Origin of the sequence: Pseudomonas sp. NFIX28 (genome assembly GCF_900107395.1) — a bacterium.
Taxonomy (GTDB): domain Bacteria; phylum Pseudomonadota; class Gammaproteobacteria; order Pseudomonadales; family Pseudomonadaceae; genus Aquipseudomonas.
Genome location: NZ_FNPW01000014.1, coordinates 183,603 through 205,669, shown reverse-complemented (window position 1 = coordinate 205,669; position 22,067 = coordinate 183,603). Strand labels below are relative to the sequence as shown.

23 protein-coding genes are annotated in these 22,067 nt (G+C 60.6%); 8 read left to right on the top strand and 15 right to left on the bottom strand.

Annotated features, from left to right (window positions below):
• Positions 1 to 333: 333 nt before the first annotated feature.
• The 6 genes from msrQ to BLV20_RS24260 all read right to left on the bottom strand — a co-directional run bounded on the left by msrQ (position 334) and on the right by BLV20_RS24260 (position 6,313).
• Positions 334 to 954, bottom strand: coding sequence for a protein-methionine-sulfoxide reductase heme-binding subunit MsrQ (msrQ, locus tag BLV20_RS24285; RefSeq protein WP_092304969.1), 621 nt, complete (start codon positions 952 to 954; stop codon positions 334 to 336).
• Positions 954 to 1,967, bottom strand: coding sequence for a protein-methionine-sulfoxide reductase catalytic subunit MsrP (msrP, locus tag BLV20_RS24280; RefSeq protein ID WP_092304968.1), 1,014 nt, complete (start codon positions 1,965 to 1,967; stop codon positions 954 to 956). The genes msrQ and msrP overlap by 1 nt, the downstream gene beginning before the upstream one ends.
• A gap of 63 nt (positions 1,968 to 2,030) precedes the next feature.
• Positions 2,031 to 2,888: a CDP-diacylglycerol--serine O-phosphatidyltransferase gene (gene pssA, locus BLV20_RS24275; protein WP_092304967.1), complete on the bottom strand. Its 858-nt coding sequence runs from the start codon at positions 2,886 to 2,888 to the stop codon at positions 2,031 to 2,033.
• Positions 2,889 to 3,032: 144 nt separating this feature from the next.
• Positions 3,033 to 4,049 (bottom strand): ketol-acid reductoisomerase, encoded by a 1,017-nt coding sequence (gene ilvC / locus BLV20_RS24270; protein ID WP_007924618.1) that lies wholly within the window; start codon positions 4,047 to 4,049, stop codon positions 3,033 to 3,035.
• 45 nt (positions 4,050 to 4,094) lie between these two features.
• Positions 4,095 to 4,586: an acetolactate synthase small subunit gene (gene ilvN, locus BLV20_RS24265; protein WP_007924620.1), complete on the bottom strand. Its 492-nt coding sequence runs from the start codon at positions 4,584 to 4,586 to the stop codon at positions 4,095 to 4,097.
• 2 nt (positions 4,587 to 4,588) lie between these two features.
• Positions 4,589 to 6,313, bottom strand: coding sequence for an acetolactate synthase 3 large subunit (locus tag BLV20_RS24260; protein WP_092304975.1), 1,725 nt, complete (start codon positions 6,311 to 6,313; stop codon positions 4,589 to 4,591).
• Between the two features lie 403 nt (positions 6,314 to 6,716).
• Between BLV20_RS24260 and BLV20_RS24255 the strand changes: the two genes are divergently transcribed.
• Positions 6,717 to 7,139 carry a DUF4124 domain-containing protein gene (locus BLV20_RS24255; RefSeq protein WP_092304966.1) on the top strand — a complete coding sequence of 141 codons (423 nt, stop codon included), beginning with the start codon at positions 6,717 to 6,719 and terminating at the stop codon, positions 7,137 to 7,139.
• Between the two features lie 18 nt (positions 7,140 to 7,157).
• On the opposite strand, the gene BLV20_RS24250 is transcribed toward BLV20_RS24255, so the two are convergent.
• From BLV20_RS24250 to mrcB, 3 genes are read right to left on the bottom strand one after another with little or no spacing between them, the layout of a single operon-like run.
• Positions 7,158 to 7,493 carry a YqcC family protein gene (locus BLV20_RS24250; protein WP_092304965.1) on the bottom strand — a complete coding sequence of 112 codons (336 nt, stop codon included), beginning with the start codon at positions 7,491 to 7,493 and terminating at the stop codon, positions 7,158 to 7,160.
• Entirely contained in the window at positions 7,493 to 8,224 is a 732-nt protein-coding gene (locus BLV20_RS24245; protein ID WP_092304964.1) for a tetratricopeptide repeat protein, read from the bottom strand. The genes BLV20_RS24250 and BLV20_RS24245 overlap by 1 nt, the downstream gene beginning before the upstream one ends.
• Before the next feature lie 16 nt (positions 8,225 to 8,240).
• The gene (gene mrcB / locus BLV20_RS24240) at positions 8,241 to 10,565 is read right to left on the bottom strand and encodes a penicillin-binding protein 1B (protein WP_092304963.1); all 2,325 of its coding nucleotides are present in this window, start codon (positions 10,563 to 10,565) and stop codon (positions 8,241 to 8,243) included.
• Positions 10,566 to 10,682: 117 nt separating this feature from the next.
• Between mrcB and BLV20_RS24235 the strand changes: the two genes are divergently transcribed.
• The 4 genes from BLV20_RS24235 (at position 10,683) to BLV20_RS24220 (ending at position 13,966) form a co-directional block, all read left to right on the top strand.
• Positions 10,683 to 12,239, top strand: a complete 1,557-nt coding sequence (locus tag BLV20_RS24235) for a bifunctional aminoglycoside phosphotransferase/ATP-binding protein (RefSeq protein ID WP_092304962.1) — start codon at positions 10,683 to 10,685, stop codon at positions 12,237 to 12,239.
• 90 nt (positions 12,240 to 12,329) lie between these two features.
• Complete coding sequence (locus tag BLV20_RS24230; RefSeq protein ID WP_092304961.1) at positions 12,330 to 12,674, top strand: pentapeptide repeat-containing protein; 345 nt, start codon at positions 12,330 to 12,332, stop codon at positions 12,672 to 12,674.
• 204 nt (positions 12,675 to 12,878) lie between these two features.
• Positions 12,879 to 13,151 (top strand): TfoX/Sxy family protein, encoded by a 273-nt coding sequence (locus tag BLV20_RS24225; protein ID WP_009050884.1) that lies wholly within the window; start codon positions 12,879 to 12,881, stop codon positions 13,149 to 13,151.
• Positions 13,152 to 13,165: 14 nt separating this feature from the next.
• Positions 13,166 to 13,966: a Crp/Fnr family transcriptional regulator gene (locus tag BLV20_RS24220; RefSeq protein WP_092304960.1), complete on the top strand. Its 801-nt coding sequence runs from the start codon at positions 13,166 to 13,168 to the stop codon at positions 13,964 to 13,966.
• Between the two features lie 245 nt (positions 13,967 to 14,211).
• On the opposite strand, the gene BLV20_RS24215 is transcribed toward BLV20_RS24220, so the two are convergent.
• The 4 genes from BLV20_RS24215 to BLV20_RS24200 are packed head-to-tail and all read right to left on the bottom strand — an operon-like array spanning position 14,212 to position 17,785.
• Positions 14,212 to 15,075 (bottom strand): ChaN family lipoprotein, encoded by an 864-nt coding sequence (locus tag BLV20_RS24215; protein ID WP_092304959.1) that lies wholly within the window; start codon positions 15,073 to 15,075, stop codon positions 14,212 to 14,214.
• 21 nt (positions 15,076 to 15,096) lie between these two features.
• On the bottom strand, positions 15,097 to 15,864 hold the full coding sequence (locus BLV20_RS24210) for a heme ABC transporter ATP-binding protein (protein ID WP_092304958.1): 768 nt from the start codon (positions 15,862 to 15,864) through the stop codon (positions 15,097 to 15,099).
• Entirely contained in the window at positions 15,864 to 16,847 is a 984-nt protein-coding gene (locus BLV20_RS24205) for a FecCD family ABC transporter permease (RefSeq protein ID WP_175540257.1), read from the bottom strand. The genes BLV20_RS24210 and BLV20_RS24205 overlap by 1 nt, the downstream gene beginning before the upstream one ends.
• Positions 16,848 to 16,897: 50 nt before the next feature.
• Positions 16,898 to 17,785 (bottom strand): heme/hemin ABC transporter substrate-binding protein, encoded by an 888-nt coding sequence (locus tag BLV20_RS24200; RefSeq protein ID WP_092304956.1) that lies wholly within the window; start codon positions 17,783 to 17,785, stop codon positions 16,898 to 16,900.
• Between the two features lie 214 nt (positions 17,786 to 17,999).
• On the opposite strand from BLV20_RS24200, the gene BLV20_RS24195 reads away from it, so the two are divergent.
• Positions 18,000 to 18,317, top strand: coding sequence for a Rieske (2Fe-2S) protein (locus BLV20_RS24195; protein WP_092304955.1), 318 nt, complete (start codon positions 18,000 to 18,002; stop codon positions 18,315 to 18,317).
• Here the strand turns inward: BLV20_RS24195 and sfsA are convergent.
• Both sfsA and BLV20_RS24185 read right to left on the bottom strand, forming a co-directional pair.
• Positions 18,314 to 19,027: a DNA/RNA nuclease SfsA gene (gene sfsA, locus BLV20_RS24190; RefSeq protein WP_092304954.1), complete on the bottom strand. Its 714-nt coding sequence runs from the start codon at positions 19,025 to 19,027 to the stop codon at positions 18,314 to 18,316. The two genes, BLV20_RS24195 and sfsA, sit on opposite strands and share 4 nt — an antisense overlap.
• Positions 19,027 to 20,199 carry a pyridoxal phosphate-dependent aminotransferase gene (locus tag BLV20_RS24185; RefSeq protein WP_092304953.1) on the bottom strand — a complete coding sequence of 391 codons (1,173 nt, stop codon included), beginning with the start codon at positions 20,197 to 20,199 and terminating at the stop codon, positions 19,027 to 19,029. The genes sfsA and BLV20_RS24185 overlap by 1 nt, the downstream gene beginning before the upstream one ends.
• 333 nt (positions 20,200 to 20,532) lie before the next feature.
• Between BLV20_RS24185 and dksA the strand changes: the two genes are divergently transcribed.
• Entirely contained in the window at positions 20,533 to 20,973 is a 441-nt protein-coding gene (dksA, locus tag BLV20_RS24180) for an RNA polymerase-binding protein DksA (protein WP_007924645.1), read from the top strand.
• A 143-nt stretch (positions 20,974 to 21,116) separates the two neighbouring features.
• Positions 21,117 to 22,013 (top strand): tRNA glutamyl-Q(34) synthetase GluQRS, encoded by an 897-nt coding sequence (gene gluQRS, locus BLV20_RS24175; RefSeq protein ID WP_092304952.1) that lies wholly within the window; start codon positions 21,117 to 21,119, stop codon positions 22,011 to 22,013.
• Positions 22,014 to 22,067 lie beyond the last annotated feature (54 nt).

Genomic DNA, 22,067 nt, shown 5'->3' with positions numbered 1-22,067 from the left:
CCTGTATCTGTCAAGCGGTTATTTTAAGAAGTTTTCAAAGTTTCCTTTGCAACTTCAACCACTTGCGCTTCCGATCTCTCGTCAGCGGGAGGCGAATTCTACAGCGTTACACGCTGCTGTCAACACCTCTTTTTCTCCGCTTTCGACCGAGAAGATCGAACCGTTAACTCGGCGAAAACACACTGCCGAATCAACTCCTTCGGGCTTCGATGAGCTGAAGCGTGACCGCTGTCGAAAACCGTGTAACTCGTTGAATCTCAAGGAGTTTTCCGTTTCGACTGCGCCGGAAGTGGGGCGAATTATAGACTTCCAGAATCTGCCGTCAACCCCTAATTACGCTTTTGTTGCAGAAGATGGTTTTTTCACCAATAACCGGGGGATTCGGCGCATCACTGGCGGCACCCGCAGCAGTAATAACAGCGCGCCGATAGTGGCATAGACAGCCCACTCTTTAAGATCTGCCCGGACAATCCAGAGCATATGCAATAAACCCAGCCCAAGAATGAGATACACCAACCGATGCAGCTTCTTCCAACGACTGCCCAAACGACGTTGACTGTATCGATTGGACGTTACCGCCAGGGCGAGTAATCCGAGGAACCCAAGGCTTCCTACAATAATGTAGGGCCGCTTACGCAACTCCACCCCCAATTGCGACCAGTCGAGCCCAAGGATAAATACGGCGTAAGCACTTAAATGCAGCACTACATAAGCAAAGCACCACAAACCGAGCTGTCGCCTTACCGCTATCCATCCCGCCCACCCCGTCAGTTTCTGCAACGGCGTCATGCTCAGGGTTATCAGCAAAAAAATCAGCGTCCCCAGCCCCAAACGATCGACCAGCACTTTTCCCGGGTCAGGGCCGAGATCGGCGGCCCACGCCTGATACAACCAGAGCAACGGCCAGATAGCAGCAGCGATGAAGACGCCAAAGCGCCAGAATGGGTAGCGCATCAGTAGTTCTTCCGCAGATCCAGGCCCGTATATAAAGAAGCGACTTCATCCGCGTAGCCGTTGAACATCTGCGTCTCGCGCACATTGGGACTAAACAGCCCACTGGGCAAACGACGTTCGCGCGCCTGAGTCCAGCGAGGGTGATCGACCGTAGGGTTCACATTCGCGTAGAAACCGTACTCATTGGCCGCAATACTTTGCCAGGTAGTTTTCGGCTGTTTCTCTACCAGGCTGATACGCACGATCGACTTGATGCTCTTGAAGCCATACTTCCACGGCACCACCAAGCGCAGCGGCGCACCGTTCTGGTTAGGCAATTCGCGGCCATACATTCCCACGGCAAGAATCGCCAACGGGTGCATCGCCTCATCCAGGCGCAGCCCTTCCACATAAGGCCAATCGATCAGAGCAAATCCTGAACGTTGACCGGGCATGCTTTCAGGGTCTTGAAGGGTTTCGAAGCGGATGTACTTGGCCTTGGAGCTTGGCTCGACCCGCTTGAGCAATTCGGAGATCGGAAAACCGATCCAGGGAATCACCATGGACCAGGCCTCGACGCAACGCAGTCGGTAGATCCGCTCTTCCAACTGATAAGGCTTCATGAAGTCTTCCAGCGCATAACGCCCTGGCTTACCCACCTCCCCGTCTACCACCACACTCCAGGGCTCGGTTTTCAGCGCACCGGCATTGGCAGCCGGGTCACCCTTGTCGGTGCCGAACTCATAGAAGTTGTTGTAATGAGTGGCATCCTTGAACGGAGTAATCGCCTCATCCTTGACATTGACGGCCTGCCATTTCGTCGCTGGCAGCTTTTGCGCAAACCATGAGGGAGCCTTGCCAGGCTCGACACCTGGATAGCGTCCCGCGTCTTCGGCACTCGCCCAGCGCGGCAGCGCACTAGCAGCCAGGCCGGCAATGGCACCACCCAAAAGACTACGGCGCGAGAAGTAAAGGGATTCAGGAGTGACATCCGACTCTTTGCAGTCAGATGGCTTGGGAACTTTGATCAACATGGCAACTCCGCAGTATTGGAGGACTGATGCACCAATAGACTGCGGAGTATGGGGGAAATTACATTAAGGCAACGTTTTGCGTCGACGAAGATGCAGCAGGTATTGCACCGGGCCGGACGCCGCATAGGCGAGGAACACCAGCAGCAAAATCCGTGGCGGATCACTGAAGACCACGGCGAATACCAGAACCACCGCAAGGATCGCTACGAACGGAACACGCCCTTTCAGATCCAGCTCCTTGAAGCTGTTGTACTTGATATTGCTGACCATCAGCATGCCGGCTGCCGCGACCATCAGCGCTACCAGGAACGACATCTTCGAGCCCTGGATCCCGTAATCACTGAATGCCCAGACAATACCGGCCACCACACCCGCCGCAGCCGGGCTGGCCAGGCCAATGAAGTAGCGCTTGTCGGCAGTTCCCACCTGGGTGTTGAAACGTGCCAGGCGCAGAGCCGCTCCAGCTACATAGATGAAGGCGACCATCCAGCCGACCTTGCCCATGTCGCCCAGCGCCCAGCCGAATGCCAGCAAGGCAGGCGCAACGCCGAAGGCAACCATGTCGGACAACGAGTCATATTCGGCGCCAAAAGCGCTCTGGGTATTGGTCATGCGGGCCACGCGCCCGTCCAGGCCATCGAGCACCATGGCGACGAAGATCGCGATGGCCGCGAACGCAAAATACTTGCTCGCCCCCACCGCGTCACCGGCGCTCAACGCGCTCTGGGCACTCATGGAATTGATGATCGAGTAGAAACCGGCGAACAGGTTCGCGGTAGTGAAGAGATTTGGCAGCAGATAGATACCACGATGCCGGACTTTACGGCCTTCAGCGTCATGCCCTTCTTCGACATGCTCATCGATCGGTAGCAGGCTTTCGGCGTCAGAGGCCTGTTTTGGCTCTTCGGGACGTTCGCTCATGGACATTACCTTGCAACGGTGTGAAAAGTTTCGACGTACTCAGGGCCACGATTGGACCACAAAGGATTCAGCTTTATACCAGAATCTGCCTATCCAAACGAAAAAACGCGGCCTAGGCCGCGTTTTCCCTGACAAAAACCGAACTTAGTTCTTGGCTTTGTCGACGATCTTGTTGGCACCGATCCACGGCATCATCGAGCGCAGTTGCTCGCCGATGATTTCGATACCGTGAGCAGCGTTGTTACGACGCTTGGCGGTCATCGATGGGTAGCCGGTAGCACCTTCGCTGATGAACATCTTGGCGTACTCGCCGTCCTGGATACGCTTCAGGGCGTTGCGCATGGCCTGACGGGATTCGGCGTTGATCACTTCCGGACCAGTCACATACTCGCCGTATTCAGCGTTGTTGGAGATCGAGTAGTTCATGTTGGCGATACCGCCTTCGTACATGAGGTCAACGATCAACTTCAGTTCGTGCAAGCATTCGAAGTAGGCCATTTCCGGCGCGTAGCCAGCTTCAACCAGGGTTTCGAAACCGGCCTTGACCAGCTCGACGGTACCGCCACACAGAACAGCCTGCTCGCCGAACAGGTCGGTTTCAGTCTCGTCCTTGAAGGTGGTTTCGATGATGCCGGTACGGCCGCCGCCCACGCCAGCCGCGTAGGACAGAGCAACGTTCTTGGCGTTGCCCGAAGCATCCTGGTAGATAGCGATCAGGTCAGGAATACCACCGCCCTTGACGAACTCGGAACGCACGGTGTGGCCTGGAGCCTTCGGCGCGATCATGATCACGTCGAGGTCGGCACGTGGAACAACCTGGTTGTAGTGGATCGCGAAGCCGTGGGAGAAGGCCAGGGTGGCGCCCTTCTTGATGTTCGGCTCGATTTCGTTCTTGTACAGCTGGGACTGGAACTCGTCCGGGGTCAGGATCATGACCAGGTCGGCACCAGCAACGGCCGCGGCTACGTCGGTCACTTTCAGGCCATGGGCTTCAGCCTTGGCAACGGTAGACGAACCTTTACGCAGGCCAACGGTGACATCAACGCCGGAGTCTTTCAGGTTGCACGCTTGAGCGTGGCCCTGGGAGCCGTAACCGATGATGGCAACTTTCTTGCCCTGGATGATCGAGAGGTCGCAATCTTTATCGTAGAAAACTTTCATGAATTTCCCCTATATCAGGCCGTTCAGGCCATTCGCTAATTTGAGTTAGATGCTGAGTACTTTATCGCCACGGGCAATGCCGGTGACGCCACTGCGTACGGTTTCCAGAATCGAAGCGGTGCCGATCGACTGGATGAAACTGTCGAGCTTATCGCTGGTACCGGTCAATTGAACGGTATACACGCTGGCGCTGACATCGACGATCTGCCCACGATAAATATCGGTGGTGCGCTTGACCTCGGCACGCTGGGCGCCGGTGGCCTTGACCTTGACCAGCATCAGCTCGCGTTCGATGTGAGCGCTTTCCGACAGGTCGACCAGCTTGACCACTTCAACCAGCTTGTTCAGGTTCTTGGTGATCTGCTCGATGATCTCATCGTGCCCCACGGTGGTCAGCGTCAGACGCGACAGGGTCGGGTCTTCGGTCGGTGCCACGGTCAGGCTTTCGATGTTGTAGTTACGCTGCGAAAACAGGCCAACCACACGAGACAAGGCGCCCGGTTCGTTTTCCAGAAGCAAGGAGATAATGTGCCGCATGATTAAGTACGCTCCGTCTTGCTCAGCCACATATCGCGCATGGAGCCGTCTTTGATCTGCATCGGGTAGACGTGCTCGCTGGTATCGACCTGGATGTCGAGGAACACCAGGCGATCTTTCATGGCGAACGCTTCTTCCATCTTCGGCTTCAGATCCTTCAGGTCCGTGATGCGAATGCCCACGTGCCCGTAGGCTTCGGCCAGCTTGACGAAATCAGGCAGCGATTCCATGTAGGAATGCGAGTGACGGCTACCGTAGTTCATGTCCTGCCACTGACGCACCATACCCAGCGCACCGTTGTTCAGGTTGACGATCTTGACCGGCAAGTCGTACTGCAGGCAGGTCGACAGTTCCTGAATGTTCATCTGGATACTGCCCTCGCCCGTTACGCAGGCGACATCAGCATCAGGGAAGCTCAGTTTGACGCCCATGGCCGCAGGAAAACCAAAGCCCATCGTGCCCAGGCCACCGGAGTTGATCCAGCGATTGGGCTTGTTGAACCGGTAGTACTGCGCCGCGAACATCTGGTGCTGCCCCACGTCGGAAGTCACATAGGCATCGCCCTTGGTCACCTCGCAGAGGGTCTCGATCACGGTCTGCGGCTTGATGATGCTGCCGTCGCCCTTGTCGTAAGGGAACAGGCCGCGATCACCGCGCCACTCATCGATCTGCTTCCACCAGCTGGCGACGGTGTCCTTGTTCGGGGTTTCGCCGATTTCCTTGAGGGCCGCGACCATTTCGGTCAGGACGCTCTCCACCGGACCCACGATCGGCACGTCTGCCTTGATGGTCTTGGAGATGGACGCCGGGTCGATGTCGACGTGGATGATCTTGGCGTTCGGGCAGAACTTCGCCGGGCCGTTGATCACACGGTCGTCGAAACGCGCGCCGACTGCCAGGATCACATCGGCATGGTGCATGGTCAGGTTGGCGGTGTAGCTGCCGTGCATGCCGAGCATGCCGACGAATTGACGATCAGTGCCTGGATAAGCGCCCAATCCCATCAGGGTATTGGTGACCGGCAGGTTGAGCATTTGTGCCAGTTCGGTCAGCGGCGCGGAGCCGCCACCGAGGATCACGCCGCCACCTGCGTACAGCACAGGACGCTTGGCCGCCAGGAGCATTTCTGCCGCCTTGCGGATTTGCCCGGAGTGACCACGAACAGCCGGGCTGTAAGAGCGCAGCTTTGCTTTTTTAGGAAAAACGTATTCGAACTTTTCAGCCGGATTGGTCATGTCCTTGGGGACATCGACCACGACTGGACCCGGACGACCGGATTGCGCCAGGTAGAACGCCTTCTTCATGACTTCCGGGATTTCCGAAGCGTGCTTGATCATGAAGCTGTGCTTCACGATTGGCCGGGAGATACCGATCATGTCGGTTTCCTGGAACGCATCGGTACCGACCATGGTGCTAGGCACCTGACCGGAAATGATCACCATTGGAATGGAGTCCATATAAGCAGTGGCGATACCGGTGATAGCATTGGTCGCGCCAGGGCCGGAAGTCACCAGTACCACGCCGGCTTTGCCGGTGGCACGGGCGTAGCCGTCAGCCATATGGGTAGCCGCTTGCTCGTGACGAACCAGGATGTGGGTCACTTCCGGTTCTTTGAACAGGGCATCGTAGACATGAAGGAGAGCACCACCTGGGTACCCATAGATATATTTGACGCCTTCGTCACGCAAAAAGCGGACGAGCATCTCACCGCCAGATAAAAGCTCCACGTTGTTCACCTCTAAAACGCCAGAATACCGCCCTCTTGAAAGGGGACGGGTCTTAATAGGTTTACTTCTCAGCAGAGCATGAGCGACGGTGGTCGCCGACTACGTCAGCACTGACTGAGCAAGTATTGGGAGTGCCCCAAGTGTTGCGGGGTTTTCCCACCCAGCGCGAGGTAACGCGTTGCGGGTGTAGCAGGTCGGCGCGGATGTGCGCCTCATGTTCTGCCGAGTGGGTCTGCTTCTGGCAGTCCCTCTACAGCGGACTTTGGATTCTTCTGTTTCGCCCTCTGCAAGTCAAGACGTCAATGTGCTTTATTCGAACTAAGCGCATGAGAACGCAAGAAAAAACCTATAAACAGCGACTGTCTACGCTTCAATTGCGCAATCCTGAATAAGGAATTCAAAAATGCGAACCTTCACCATGACGGCTGGCCTGCTGCTCGCCATGTGTCTCCCGTGCCAGGCCGGTCAGATTTACAAATGGGTCGACGCCCAGGGAGTCACCCATTTCGACGCCCAGCCACCCCAAGGCGTGGCCAGTACCGCCATTAGCCTGCCAAAAGCGCCGAAAGGTGCGAGCAGCACGCTGCCGCCCAACGCTCCGGATGCCGAGCAACAGGTCATGGACAGCCAGGCCAAGCAACAGGTCGCTCGACAGGAAGCCGAGCGCCGGCGTTTTTGTACACAAACACGGGCCAGCCTGGCGCAGTTGCAGAACAACCCGCGGCTGAGCGAGAACACGGAAGGAGGAATACGCCGCCTGACCGAAGAAGAGCGTCAGCAGCGCATAGTGGAAACGCAGAAGGCGATAGACAACCACTGCCGCTAGGTAGTGGTTGCAGAGGTTTCAGCGTGTGGCGACGATCAGCTGATCAAACTCTTTGAGCAGGATCTGTAACTGAAAATCCCGGCCCTGCATCGGGCGGCCGGCAAAGACCACTTCAGCCATTTCGCGGATACCCGAGGCGTTGGGCAACGGCAGGTCCTGCTCGAGAATCGTCTTCATCCGCGGCAGGAATATCCATTGCAGCCATTGCTCGAACTCCATCGTATCGACGGCAAACGGCTCGACACTGGCCAGCGCCTCGATGCTCGGCGGGGTTTCATCCCACAAACCCTGCAGACGCATCTCGCGCTCGATCAACAGCAATTGTTCGGCGATCTTTGGAAAACGTGCATCCATCACAGCGATACCTTGGCTTTTTGCCGGGCCTGAGCAGCACCGGCGGCATCGCCCTGCTTCTCGCGCGCCTGGGCGATCAACGTCCACAGGCTGGCTTGCAGGTCCGGACGACCATTGGCGAAGCTCAGGCCACGACGGGCTAACTGTTCAGCCTGCGGGGCATCGCCCTGGGCCAGGCGAACCTGGGCCAGGCGATACAGCACCTGCGGTTCGCGCGGCGCGACGCGCTGGGCCCGCTCGAGGCTGGAAGACGCGCCGTTCAGATCACCACTGGCCTGTTGCTGCTGCGCCGTGGTCAACAATGCCAGCACCGGACCGTCCAGCTGTTCGTCGGCAGACAGCCCGCCGGAACTGGCCGAAGGCACTCCGCTAGGCGTCGGCGGCAGGCTGTAGCTGCCCTGGTTGATCGGGGCGGACTGGATCGGTGAAGTGTCGATCGGGCCAGGCGTGATCGGGCCCGGAGTAATAGGCGCGCTGCTGATTGGCGCAGCGGTGGCCGCAGCCCCGCCCGGCACCATCACCACGACGCCCGAGTCCTGCGGAATACTTTGAGTCTGCGCTTGCGCCGGACGCTTGATAGTCGTCTGGCGAAAGCCGCCATTGGCCGAAATGCGCTCGCTGTTGGAGACGGTGGTACCGGAGTCCACCACCGGAATCGAGCCACGCTGCACGCTGGCGCAACCATTGAGCAAAGCCAGAGCTGTAATAGCCGGAATCCACCACTTGTTCACGTCAAACCCTCTTCGCTTAATTCATCCAGCCCTTGACCCAATCCATCACCGATTCGCCGGGCATAGGCCCTTCGCCAGCGCACGCCGGACCGGGAGGAGGTTCGCTGCCGCGAATATACGGCATCTGCACGGCCCCCGGACAGTTGGCATCGGAGCCTTGCCCGGTCCGCGAATCGACCCAGGCCTGCACCACGTTATCCGGTTGCGGCATATCCAATGGCAGCGGATCGGCCTTGCGCATGAAACTGGTCCAGACCTGCAGCGCGCCGGTAGCGCCGGTAAACGGCGTCTTGCCGTTGTCGTCACGCCCCAGCCAGACCACAGCCAGCAGGTCCTGGCTGAAACCGGCGAACCAACTGTCGCGGGAATCGTTACTGGTACCGGTCTTGCCCGCCAGCGCCAGGGAGCGCGGCAGCACGTTGTAGACCGAGCTGCCGGTACCTTCGCGCATGACACGCTGCATCGCCGTCTGGATCAGGTAGATCGAACCCGGATCGAAACGTTGCTGGATCTGGAATGGATAACGCTTCAGCGGCTCGCCTTCAGCCGTCAGCACACTGCGGATCCCGCGCATCGGCGTATTGAAGCCGCCGTTGGCCAGGGTCTGGTACATGGTGGCGACTTCTATCGGGCTCAAGCCCCCTGCCCCCAGCAGCATCGACGGGAAGGCCGGGAATTCACGGGTGACGCCAAGGCGCCCCAGGGTTTTCAGCACGTTCGGCACGCCGACTTCCAGGCCCAGGCGCGCGGTCGACAGGTTATAGGAATGCGCCAAGCCCTGATAAAGGAAGACCGTGCCGTGGGAACGGCGATCGTAGTTCTGGGGTTTCCACACTTGCCCGTCGCCGCCTTTCACCGAGAAAGCCTCGTCGGAGAGCCAACTGGTCAAGGTGTACTGGCTGGGTTTCTCCAGCGCCGTAAGGTAAACCGCGGGCTTGATCAGGGAGCCGATCGGCCGCACCGCATCCAGCGCCCGGTTGAAACCGGCAAAACCGGCCTGGCGACTGCCGATCATGGCCTGGACTTCGCCGGTTTCCGGGTTGGTCACCACCATCGCCGCTTCGACTTCGTCCGATCCCTTGCGCCCGGCCAAGCGCTTGAAGGTATCAGCGACCGAAGCCTCGGCCTTCATCTGCAGGATCGGATCGAAACTGGTGAAGATCCGCAGCCCTTCTTCGGTCAAGTCTTCATCGCGGTAATCTTCACGCAGCTGACGCTTCACCAGGTCCAGGAAGCCGGGGAACGAACTGTCCGCCAGACTGCCGCGCTTGGTCACGCCCAATGGCATCTTCTTCGCGGCCTCGACCTGTTCCGGCGTCGCCACTCCCTGTTGCGCCAACAGGTCGAGTACCAGGTTGCGCCGCTCCAGCGCACGCTCCGGATAACGACGCGGGTTGTAATAGGACGGCCCCTTGACCATCCCCACCAACAAGGCGATCTGATGCAACTTGAGTTCGGCCAGCGGCTGGCTGAAGAAGAACTGGCTGGCCAGGCCGAAGCCGTGCACCGCACGCTGGCCATCCTGGCCGACGAAGACCTCGTTGAGGTACGCCTCGAGAATCTCGTGCTTGTCGTAATGCAACTCCAGCAGCAACGCCATCATCGCCTCGGTGAGCTTGCGGCTCAGGCTGCGTTCGCTGGTGAGGTAGAAGTTCTTCACCAATTGCTGGGTCAGGGTACTGCCGCCCTGGCGCATCTGCCCGGACGAAGTGTTGACCCAGATGGCCCGGACGATCGACTTGGGCGAGACGCCGAAGTGGCTGTAGAAATCCCGGTCCTCGACCGCCACCAGGGTTTCCAGCAAATAAGGAGGCGCCTGGTCGATCTTGATCAGGATCCGGTCCTCGAGATTCTTCGGATACAAACCACCGATCAGCAGCGGCTCCAGGCGCACCACCGCCAGTTTCGAGCCTTTGCTGCCAGACAGCTCGGCCACGTAGTCGCCGGAAAAACGCACGCGCACCGGTTGTGCCTGTTCCATGCCTTCATAGAACTGGAAACCGCGGGTATTGAGTTCAACGGTATTGCCATTGACCGACGCGGCGCCAGGGCCGTTGACCACGCTTTCGCGGCGATAGCCAAGTGCGTCGAGTTCGGTGAGGAAATCGTCCTTGCTGAGCTTTTGTCCGACGAACAGCTCCAATGGCCGCGCATAGACTTTGGCCGGAATGGTCCAGCGCTTGCCGGAGAACTTCTCCTGGACCACGGCGTCGAGATAAACCGCAAAGCCGGCGAGCACCACCAGACCGACCAGACCGAGCTTCAAGGCCCAGCCCAGCCAGGGGCGCAGGCCACCAGACGGACGTTTTTTAGCGGAACGGGGGGATCGGGTACGAGTCATGGCGGCGGATTATACGCACTTTATTCATCGTCAACAGGAGCCGCCCGAGGTTTGCGTTAGCCCTGTCAGCGGCCATAATGACGCCCTTGAATTTTCCCCGACTCTGAAGGATCGCCTGTGAGCCAATCCCTGATCGCCGCCCTGCAAAACCCGTCCCTCTACCCGCATCCCGTAGACGGGTTCCAGGTCATCGAGACCCATATTTCCTGGGTCCTGCTCACTGGCACCTATGCCTATAAGCTGAAGAAGCCGGTCAATTTCGGTTTTCTGGATTTCACCAGCCTCGAAGCGCGCGGACACTTCTGCGCAGAAGAGCTGCGCCTGAACCAGCGCCTGACCGATGATTTGTATCTTGAAGTGTTGCCGATCACCGGCAGCGTCGAAGCGCCGCAACTCGCCGGGGACGGCCCGGTTATCGAATATGCGCTGAAAATGCGCCAATTCCCGCAAAGCCAGCTGCTCAGTACGCTGCAAGCCAATGGCGAAGTGACCACCGGGCATATCGACGAAATGGCCAAGCAGATTGCCAGGTTCCACCTCGACGCCCCACGGGTGCCGGCCGCCCACGAAGCCGGCACTCCGGACAGCGTGATGGAGCCGGTGCGCCAGAACTTCGAGCAGATCCGCCCTTTCCTCAGCGACAAGGCCGACCTGCAACAGCTCGAAGCCCTGCAAGCCTGGGCCGAAAGCAGCTTCGAACGCCTCAAGCCACTCTTCGCCCAGCGCAAGGCCGAAGGCTATATCCGTGAATGCCATGGCGACATTCACCTGGGCAACGCGACGATCATCGACGGCAAGGTGGTGATCTTCGATTGCATCGAGTTCAACGAGCCGTTCCGTTTCACCGATGTTTACGCCGATGCCGGGTTCCTCGCGATGGACCTGGAAGACCGCGGCCTGAAATGCCTGGCACGCCGTTTCATCAGCCAGTACCTGGAACTGACCGGTGACTATCAGGGCCTGGAACTGTTGAACTTCTACAAGGCCTACCGTGCGCTGGTACGGGCCAAGGTGGCCTTGTTCAGCATGCCGGCCGACGCCACGCCGATGCAGCGCGCCACGTCCCTGCGCCAGTACCGCAACTACGCCAACCTGGCGGAAAGCTACAGCACCATTCCTTCGCGCTTCCTGGCGATCACCTCCGGCGTGTCCGCCGTTGGCAAAAGCCATGTGGCCATGCGCCTGGTGGAAGCTCTGGGCGCCGTTCGCCTGCGCTCCGATGTCGAGCGCAAGCGGCTGTTCGGCGAGCAGCAGGTGCAAAACGAGCCGAATGTCGGCATTTATAACGCCCAGGCCAATACCGCAACCTATGAGCGTTTGCACGAAATTGCCGATATCGTCCTGCGCGCGGGCTTCCCGGTGGTCATCGACGCCACCTATCTCAAGCGCGACCAGCGTGATGCCGCGGCCAAGGTTGCCGAAGCGACCGGCACTCCTTGCCTGATCATCGACTGCAATGCGCCGCAGGCCGTCATTGCCAGCTGGCTGGAACAACGCCAGGCCGACGGCAACGACCCGTCGGACGCGACCCTGGTTGTGATCGAGCAGCAGCAAGCCACTCGCGAAGCCCTCAGCGCCGAAGAAGTACTGCGCAGCAAGCGCGTCGAAACCAACGAAAGCGGTAGCCTCGACGCCCTGGTCGCGAACATTCGTCAGCGTCTCCCAGGCTTGTAATCAACTATTTCAGCCGTGAAACCGCAAAGGCTTCACGGCTGAAAAATAGTGGCACTATACTGGCGTCATAATTCCAGCAGGTGACGCCCCATGAGTCAGCCCAAACTTCTCGATACCCCCCTTTACGCTTTGCTGCACAAAGACGACATCGACGGCTTTAACCGCGAGCGCCCGAAAGACCAGACAGTCGACATGCGCGGCGGCGATTTTCGGGGCCTTGATTTACGTGAACTGAACGCCGACGGCGTCGACTTCACCGATGCCTACTTCCGCTCTGCCGACCTGCGCGGCCTCGACCTGCGCAACTCCTCCATGGAAGGCGCCAGCCTGGCCCATGCGCAGATTTCCGGAGCCTACTTCCCGCCTGAACTGACAGCCGATGAAATCCTCATGTCAGTCAATTTCGGCACCCGCCTGCGCTACCGCACCAAGTAATCGCACCTTGTCCCGAGGTCCGGCGCCCTCCCCCATGCGCTGGACTTGGCCCGCCGCCTTTCCCCTCCTGCTTCTGACGTATTGCCTTGCGTCGCCTTAGAAGCTTTTGCGCCAAAAGCGACCAAAGAACAGCGCTTTTCCTACTGAGCGCTACACTCCTTTGAGACTTGCCCATGCACCATTCGGCCGTCGCAAGGAGGCTTGATGAACGATGAATTGCAACACCTGAAGAACCTTGGCAAGACGTCGGCACAATGGCTGCATGCGGTGGGCATCCACAGCGCTTCGGACTTGCGCCGCCTGGGGGCGGTCGACGCCTACAGGGCGGTGCGCACCCGAGGGTTCCGGGCCTCGAAAGTATTGCTGTACGCCATCGAAGGCGCACTGATGGACGTGCACTGGAACGACATCCCGGCAGAACGCAAGGAAGCACTCAACAAACAGCTGGACGCCATCTCTTCACGCCACAAGAACTGACCTGGCAGGCTTTTATGTATTTATTGGGGGAACAGCCGGCTTACGCCGACGCCTTGATCAATCGACTGCAAAGCATCCCGCCACGCCTGCTGGAAGGCCTGGCACCGTCCGGCGATGTATTGGCGGTAAACCCTTCCAGGGATCTCTCGAGCACCCTTGTCGACAGCCAGCTGTTTTTGCTCGAAAGCGGCCAGGTACAAGCCAGCATCGATGAGCATCCCCTGTTTTACCTGCACGAAGGCGACCTGCTCGGGCTGCGCCGAGGGGCCGAGCTGCCGCGCTGGCAACTCAGCAGCGACCAGCCCTTGAGCCTGATTCCCTATCAGCGTTCGGCGGTGTTCCAGCATCTGTATGCCGATGAACAGCGTTCCGAACTGTTTCTGCAGTACCTGATCGGCCAAACCGCCCTGCTCTCCGATGCCGTGGCGCGCCTCAAGCAACCCGAGTTGCGCAGCAGCAACGGCTTTCAACGTGTGGCCAAGGGCGAGGTGCTGATTCGCCAGGGCGATGATGCCGATCATGTCTTTGTCATTATCGAGGGACATGCCGAAGCTTTTGTCGACGGCCACAAGGTCGGAGACGTACCCAAGGACGAAATTTTCGGTGCGATGGCCATTTTCACCGGGGAGAAACGCAACGCCAGCGTGATCACCAGCGAACCCTGCACCTTGATGCTGATCCCCAAGAGCCAGTTTCTCAGCCTGACCCAAAGCAATCCGCGTATCGCTCATAGCCTGATCGAAAGCATGGCACGGCGAATCGACCTGCTGAACAAGGAAGTCAGCCGCCTGCACAGCATCGCCGCCGACCTTTGAAGCTCCCTGTTCAGCGGAAATCCAAACGAGCGTTTGGCGAAAAACGCAGAAGCAGCAAAAACATTGTTGACTTGGAAATGAGAATCGTTATGATTATCACAACTGGTCGCGAGATCAGCCGATAACCTGGAAGACCAGTGGTTCGGACTCTCAGATTATCTCCTCATCAGGCTAATCACGGTTATTTGACCCGGCTCTTGCCGGGTCTTTTTTTGCCTGACAAAAGCCCCAAACAGGCCATCCGCCTACTGACGCATCTGGGCGCAGTAATCCTTGTCCGGCAACTGCGCGCTGTACCACACATAGTCCGCGCTTTGCGGCGGAACCTGCTTGCCCTTCTGCGCCAGCATCAGCACCACCGCGCCGCTCGACGAATCGAGATCGAGCAGATGAACAGGCAGCCCGACATCCTTGCGCGCATGAAAGGCCCCGGCAAAAAGCAGCGCCGGCGTCGGCGCCGCCAGCAAGCGCTCGGCCATGCGTCGATCACGTTGCTGCTGCACCGCCAGCATCGCCGGCATCTGGCTTTCGGGCAGCAAGCCACAATGCGAATCACGAACTTGCCGCAACAACTCATCACGCACCGACGCGGCATTGGAATGCTCGCCACTCAAGGCCGGTGCCTGGCGATAGATGCTCCGAACTTCAAAGTTATCCAGATTGGCGGCCAGCACCGGATAAGGCTGGAGCAGCGCATAGCGCACGACAGGCCCGTACAGCGCCCAGTCCCACCCAGGCGACCAGGCCAGCGCGCCAGGCAGATCGGCAGGCAGCCCTTGCGTCGCCCGATGCTGGCGAAGCGAATCGACCCGCGGTTGCTGGTCCGGTGTCAGCATCTCCAACAGCAGGCTGCCTTGCGCACGCTGGGTCGCCAGCGCCTGCAACAACCACAGTTGCAAAGCATGGTGTTCGGGGTGGTCGTGCTGTTCGCCGACAATCACCCGCGGCGCCCGGGACAGTCGAATGACCAGCTCCGCCGGGCTCAGGACTTGCCCGGTACGCAGATCCTCAATCGCCCCGCTTTGCGCCTGGACCGGAAGGTCAGGCATGACCGGCGTGCCCCGGCAAGCACCCAGCAGCAACAGACTCAGGATCAATAACGCACGCATCGGGTGCCTCCGCGAATCGCCTTAGCGGGCGATGATCAAGGGATGTCCGCGCTCGGGATGGGCCTGCACCAGCACTTCCAGGCCGAACACGGCCTTCAGCGGTTCGGGTCGCAGCACTTGCTGCGGGCTGTCCAGCGAGTGCGGCCGCCCATCCTCGAGCAGCAACAGGCGATCACAATATCGCGCGGCGAGGTTCAGATCATGCAGGATCACCAAGACCGCGACTCCACGATCGGCAAACTCGCGGATGGCCTGCAAAGTGACATGTTGATGCAACGGGTCGAGGGCCGAAGTCGGCTCATCGAGCAACAGGGTCTGGCCGACCGCGCCGGGCCATAGCTGGGCCAATACGCGGGCCAGGTGCACGCGCTGACGTTCGCCGCCCGACAAGGCCACATAGCTGCGACCGTAAAGATGCCCCGCATCCGCCGCTTGCAGGGCCTGCAGGACGATTTCGTCATCCCGTACCCGGCCGCTTTGATAAGGCAGGCGTCCCAGGCCGACGACTTCTTCGACCCGGAAGGCGAACTCGAGCGACGAACTTTGCGGTAGCACCGCCAGCCTTTGCGCCTTTTGCCCGCCGTCCCATCTGGAAAGTTCGCACTGATCAAGCCAGACCTGGCCATGGTCGGGTTTCAGCTCACCGCACAAGGCCGCCAGCAAGGTGCTTTTACCGGCGCCATTGGGCCCCAGCACGCCCAGCACCTCACCAGGCGTGAGCTGCAGGTCGATCCCCGCCAGCACGGTTTTGCTGCCACGGCGCACCGCCAGGCCTTCAGCTCGTAGCATCAGGTACGCCCTCGCAACAGCAAAAATAGAAAGAAGGGTGCCCCGATAAAGGCAGTGACGATGCCAATGGGCAACTCCGCGGGCGCCAGCGCCAGGCGTGCCACCAGGTCGGCCAGCAACAACAGGCTCGCGCCGGCCAGTATCGACGCCGGCAGCAAGGTGCGGTGATCGGGCCCCGCCAGCAGACGCACCAGGTGCGGCACCACCAACCCGACAAAGCCGATCAGCCCGGCAGCAGCGACAGCGGCGCCGACGCCCAGCGCGGTGCATAACACCAGTTCGCGCTTCAAGCGCTCGACATCGATCCCCAGGTGGCCGGCTTCCGATTCGCCCAGCAGCAAGGCATTCAAAGCCTTGGCCCGGCGTGGCAGCCACAGGGCCACGGCCGCGCTGATCAGCAGCAGCGGCCACAATCTGGAATAACTGGCGCCGTTGAGGCTGCCCAGGTTCCAGAAGGTCAAGGTGCGCAAGGTCGCATCGTCGGCCAGGTAGGTGAACAGGCCTACCGCCGAGCTGGCCAGCGCCGTCAAGGCAATCCCGGCCAGCAGCATGGTCGCCACATGGGTCTGGCCGTTGCGCCGCCCCAGGCGGTAAACCAGCCATGCCACCAGCAACCCGCCCAGGAAGGCGGAAAACGACAGCAGATAAGGCCCGAGCGCTTCTGGCACCCCACCCAACAGCACGCCACCGACAATGGCGAAAGCCGCACCCAAAGCCGCGCCACTCGAAACGCCGACCAGCCCAGGGTCAGCCAAGGGGTTGCGAAACAGCCCTTGCATCGCCACGCCGGACAGCGCCAGCACGCCCCCCACCGCCAAGCCCAGCAAGGTGCGTGGCAGGCGAATCTGCCCGAGAATCAGCTCGGCCTGCTCCAGGCCCTGCCCCTCGATGGGCAGGCCCAGCAGGCGCAGGGCCGCGCGCAGGGTATCGAGCAACGGCAGGCTGACCGGCCCGAGCGCCAGGGACAACCAGATCGCCAACAGGCACAGCAGGCTCAAGCCAATGAATAACGTGCGGGGTTTAAGCAAAGGGGTCATTGGGCGGCGCTGGCCTGGCTTGGCCCGGCTGGATAGAAAGCGCCAGAGAGTCTTTTCAGGGCCTGCGGCAAACGTGGCCCCAGGCCTCCCACCAGCAAGGTCGGATCAATCTCCAAGACCCGGCCCGCCTTTGCCGCACCGCTGGACGCAAGGATCGGGTTTTCCTTGAACAATGCGGCACGGGCCGCCTCGCCGCTCAGGCTGCGGTCGGCAAACACCAGCACGTCAGGATCGAGTTCGGCCAGCGACTCCATGGAAAAGGGTTTGTAGCCCGTGTGGGCAGCAAGATTGCGCCCACCGGCCTGCTGCAGCAGCCAATCGGCAGCGGTGTCCTTGCCGGCGATCAGCGGTTTGCCGCCCGCATGCCCGAGCAACAGCAGCACACCCGGCGCCGCCTGCTTTTTCTGCGCCTGGCTGACCCAGGCCTGCTGTTGCTCCAGCTGCTGCTTATAGTCCGCAAACAGCTGCGTCGCCTTGTCTTCATTGCCCAGCAGCTTGCCCAGATGCTGCAGATTACCCTGCAGGGTCGGCAGGTCGGCCTGGGCCGAGAACAGCTCGACCTGCACCCCGGCGCTACGCACTTGCGAAAGTACCGGCGGCGGCCCCATTTCTTCGGTGCCCACCAGGATCTGCGACCGCAAGCTGAGAATGCCTTCGGCCGACAGCTGACGCTGATAACCGATACTCGGCAGGTTTTTCAGGGATTCAGGATGCTGGCTGGTAGTGTCCACGCCCACCAGCTTCGACTCGGCGCCCAGCGCGCTCACCCACTCGGACAAGGCGCCGCCGGCGCTCACCCAGCGCTGGGGTAGCTCGGCCGCCGCAGCGGCATGGCTGGCCAGGAGTCCGACACAGAGCACAATGGCGCGGGCACTCGAACGCATAAGAGCATTTCCTTCAGAGAGTGAGCCCACGGAAGCCGCCATATATGTGACATGCCCTGCAACCCGGGCATCGAAATGAGCAAGCGCCCCATGGGCGAAGCGGCCATTTGATAATTGTTTGCATTTGACCGTCAAGCACAGACATGTTTCACCAAGCGCCGACAAGAAAACTGTGACAGCCTCAGTGCAGAGCCGTCCGCCATCGAGAATAGACATGAAGTTTCTTTGTGCCTCCGGCGATCTGCCGGAGGCTTCCAGCCGAGGTTTCAACCTCGAGGGCCGACCGCTTTTCGCGGTGCGTCGCGACCGGCAGGTCTACGTCTACGCCAACCGTTGCCCGCACCGCGGCGTCGCCCTGGAGTGGCAGCCCGACCAGTTTCTCGATCAAAGCGCCAGCCTGATCCAGTGCGCCACCCACGGTGCGCTGTTTCTGATCGAAAACGGCGAATGCGTGGCCGGCCCCTGCGCCGGGGAATCCCTGACGGCCATTGCCTGCCGGGAAGACAGCCAGGGCATCTGGGTCCGGCTTTAACCGTTGGGCAATACGTCCAGACGCCGATCGATGCACACTTCCTCGGCGGTCAAGCGCACCCCGTAAGCCAATACCTCGACCCCGGACGCCACGGCCTCGCGCAGCGCCGCGGCATACGCCGGGTCGATCTCTACGGCCGGCCGCACCGCTTCGACATCCGACAGGTTGACGCAATACAGCTGCACCGCGCGGATCCCGTCCCGCGCCAGGCAGGCCAGCTCCCGCAGGTGCTTGGCGCCACGCTGGGTCACCGCATCCGGGAATGCCGCGACGGCGGAACCGTCAAACCCCAGGGTCACGCTTTTGACCTCGACGAAAGCCGGGCCCTGCGGATAGTCCAGGCGGAAATCGATACGGCTGTTTTCCTGGCCGTAGGCGACCTCACGCTTGAGCGCGATAAAGCCGTTCAGCTCGCCGATGACGCCGGCACGCAAGGCTTCTTCCACCAAAATGTTGGCCCGCGCGGTATTGACGCAAGCCAGCCGGCCCTGGGGCGTTTCGCTGATTTCCCAGGTCCCGGGCAATTTGCGCTTGGGGTCATTGGAGCGACTGAACCAGACCTGGCCACCTTCGACCATGCAATTGAACATGGAGCCGGTGTTCGGGCAGTGAATGGTCAGCAACTCGCCGTCGACGGTCTCGATATCGGCGAGAAAACGCTTGTAGCGACGGACCAGGCGACCTTCTTCGAGGGGAGGATGAAAACGCATCAGCCTTGCCAGCTCCGCAGGCCACGGGCAATTCGCTCCACCGCTTCCTGCAGGCGCGGCAGGCTCTGGGTATAGGCGAACCGGACATGGTGCCCGGCCTGATGGCGACCGAAATCGAGCCCCGGAGTAAAGGCAATGTGCTCGGTCTCGAGAAAATGCCGGCAGAAGGCAAAGGCATCGCCGCCGAAAGCGCTGATATCGGCATACAGGTAGAACGCGCCTTCCGGCTCCACTGCGATGCCAAAGCCCAATTCGCGCAGGGCGGGCAAGAGGAAATCGCGGCGCCGCTGAAACTCGTTGCGACGCTCTTCGAGAATACTGATGGTGCCTGGTTCGAAGCAGGCCAGGGCAGCGTATTGGGCCATGCTCGGGGCACTGATATAGAGGTTCTGCGCGAGCTTTTCCAACTCGCCGATGGCCGCCTGCGGCGCCACCAGCCACCCCAGGCGCCAGCCGGTCATGCCGAAATATTTGGAAAAGCTATTGAGGACAAAGGCGCTGTCATCGACTTCCAGCACGCTGGCGGCATCGCTGCCGTAGGTCAGGCCGTGGTAGATCTCGTCCACGACCAGGTGCCCATTGCGCGCCTTCACCGCGGCGGACAGCCCAGCCAGTTCGTCACGGCTGAGCAGGGTCCCGGTGGGGTTGGCCGGCGACGCCACCAGAGCGCCGACGCTGTCCTGGTCCCAATAACGCTCCAGCAGATCCGGCGTCAGCTGATAACGCACGTCCGGACCGACCGGCACCAGTTGCGCCGCGCCTTCCACCAGCCGCAGGAAGTGCCGGTTGCACGGGTAGCCCGGGTCCGCCAGCAACCAGTGCTTGCCTGGGTCGACCAGCAAGCTGCTGGCCAGCAGCAGCGCACCGGAACCGCCGGGGGTGATCATGATGCGCTCGGGGTCGATGTCCAGCCCGTAGCGCTGCCGATAGAAGCCGGCGATGGCCACGCGCAGCTCGGGAATCCCGCGGGCGGCGGTGTAGCGGGTCTTGCCCGCCTCCAGCGCGGCCTGCCCGGCCTTGATGATCGGCTCAGCCGTGGTGAAATCCGGTTCACCGATTTCCAGGTGGATCACATCGTGCCCGGCCGCTTGCAGCTCATTGGCTCGGGCCAGCAGGGCCATCACATGGAAAGGTTCGATAGCGCGGCTGCGCGCACTGTAGGGCTGAGCCATTAGCCTTCCTTCATTGGAGTGAGCAAAAAACCGATTCTACCCAACCCCGGAGGCAAGAGAGAGCCCCAAGCCTTCGCACTGCGCCATTTCCCCCTAAAGAAGCCCGGCAACTGCGCAAAGCTTGGCTAGAATCATTAATTGACCAGGCGCCCGAACCGACCAGGCCAGACTGCATCGACCTTGTAGACGCCGTGGAATGCGGGCTCGACAACCGGGAGTAGCGCCGTCCGATTTGATCTGGTAAGTTCGCCCGCTTGCAGTCGCAGGGCCGGCATGTGTCGGTGATGGAGCAATCCTGCGCAATGGATTACATGAGTAGAGGCGGTCCATTTCATGCCCACCCAAGCAAAGCAACAGAATCAATCGATCAGCGGCTTCGAGCCTTATGTTGAAACCGCGGGCGAAGAGTACATGGGTAAGCCCATGCGCGAGCACTTCACCAAGATCCTGAACAAGTGGAAACAGGACTTGATGCAGGAAGTCGACCGCACTGTTGATCACATGAAAGACGAAGCAGCCAACTTCCCCGACCCGGCCGACCGTGCCAGTCAGGAAGAAGAATTCAGCCTTGAACTGCGCGCCCGCGACCGTGAGCGCAAGCTGATCAAGAAGATCGACAAGACGCTGCAACTGATCGAAGACGAAGAATACGGCTGGTGCGAATCCTGCGGCGTCGAGATCGGTATTCGCCGCCTGGAAGCCCGCCCTACCGCCGACATGTGCGTCGACTGCAAGACCCTGGCGGAAATCAAGGAAAAACAAGTCGGCAAATAATCGCTGGCTTGAACGAAAAACGGAGCGTGCAAACGCTCCGTTTTTGTTTCTGGCGCCTCCCCCTGCAGGAGCGAGCTTGCGCGCGGTGGCGATCCCGCCGGCGCCATCGTCACCTTGGGACCGAACGAAGTAACATCCTCTCCATGACTGCCTCTCACGCCTCTTCCTACATCGGGCGCTTCGCCCCCACCCCCAGCGGGCACCTGCATTTCGGCTCGCTGGTCGCTGCCCTGGCCTCCTACCTCGATGCCCGTGCCGTCGGCGGCCGCTGGCTGCTGCGCATGGAAGACCTCGATCCGCCTCGGGAGGAGCCCGGCGCCCAAGCCGCCATCCTCAAGGCCCTGGAGAGCTACGGTTTCGAGTGGGACGGTGAAATGGTCCGCCAGAGCGAGCGGCACGCGGCCTATGCCGAGGTCCTCAACCGCCTGTTCAACCAGGGCCTGGCTTATGCCTGCACCTGTTCGCGCAAACAATTGGAGCCCTACCACGGCATTTATCCGGGCCTGTGCCGCAATGCCGGGCACGACCAGGAAAATGCCGCTATCCGCTTGCGCGTGCCGGAACTGGAATACCGTTTCACCGACCGGGTCCAGGGCGAGTTCCGCCAGCATTTGGGCCGGGAAGTGGGCGACTTCGTGATCCGCCGCCGCGATGGCCTCTACGCCTATCAACTGGCGGTGGTGCTCGACGATGCCTGGCAAGGGGTGACCGATATCGTGCGTGGTGCCGACCTGCTGGACTCCACTCCGCGCCAGCTGTACCTGCAGGAACTGCTTGGCCTGCCGCAGCCGCGTTACCTGCATGTGCCGCTGATCACCCAACCGGACGGGCACAAACTGGGCAAGTCCTACCGCTCCCCGCCCTTGGCCGCGGACCAGGCCACGCCGCAGCTGCTGCGTGCCTTGCGCGCCCTCGGGCAGAAGACCGACAGCGAAATGGTGCATGCCAGCCCTCAGGAAGTGCTGGGCTGGGGTATCGAACACTGGGATGCTTTACTGATCCCACGCACACTGAGCGTGCCCGAAGCGCAAATCCGCTGACGCCCCTTGCAGGTTGGCGCCCATCCGTTACCATCGCCGCACGTTTTCGGGCAC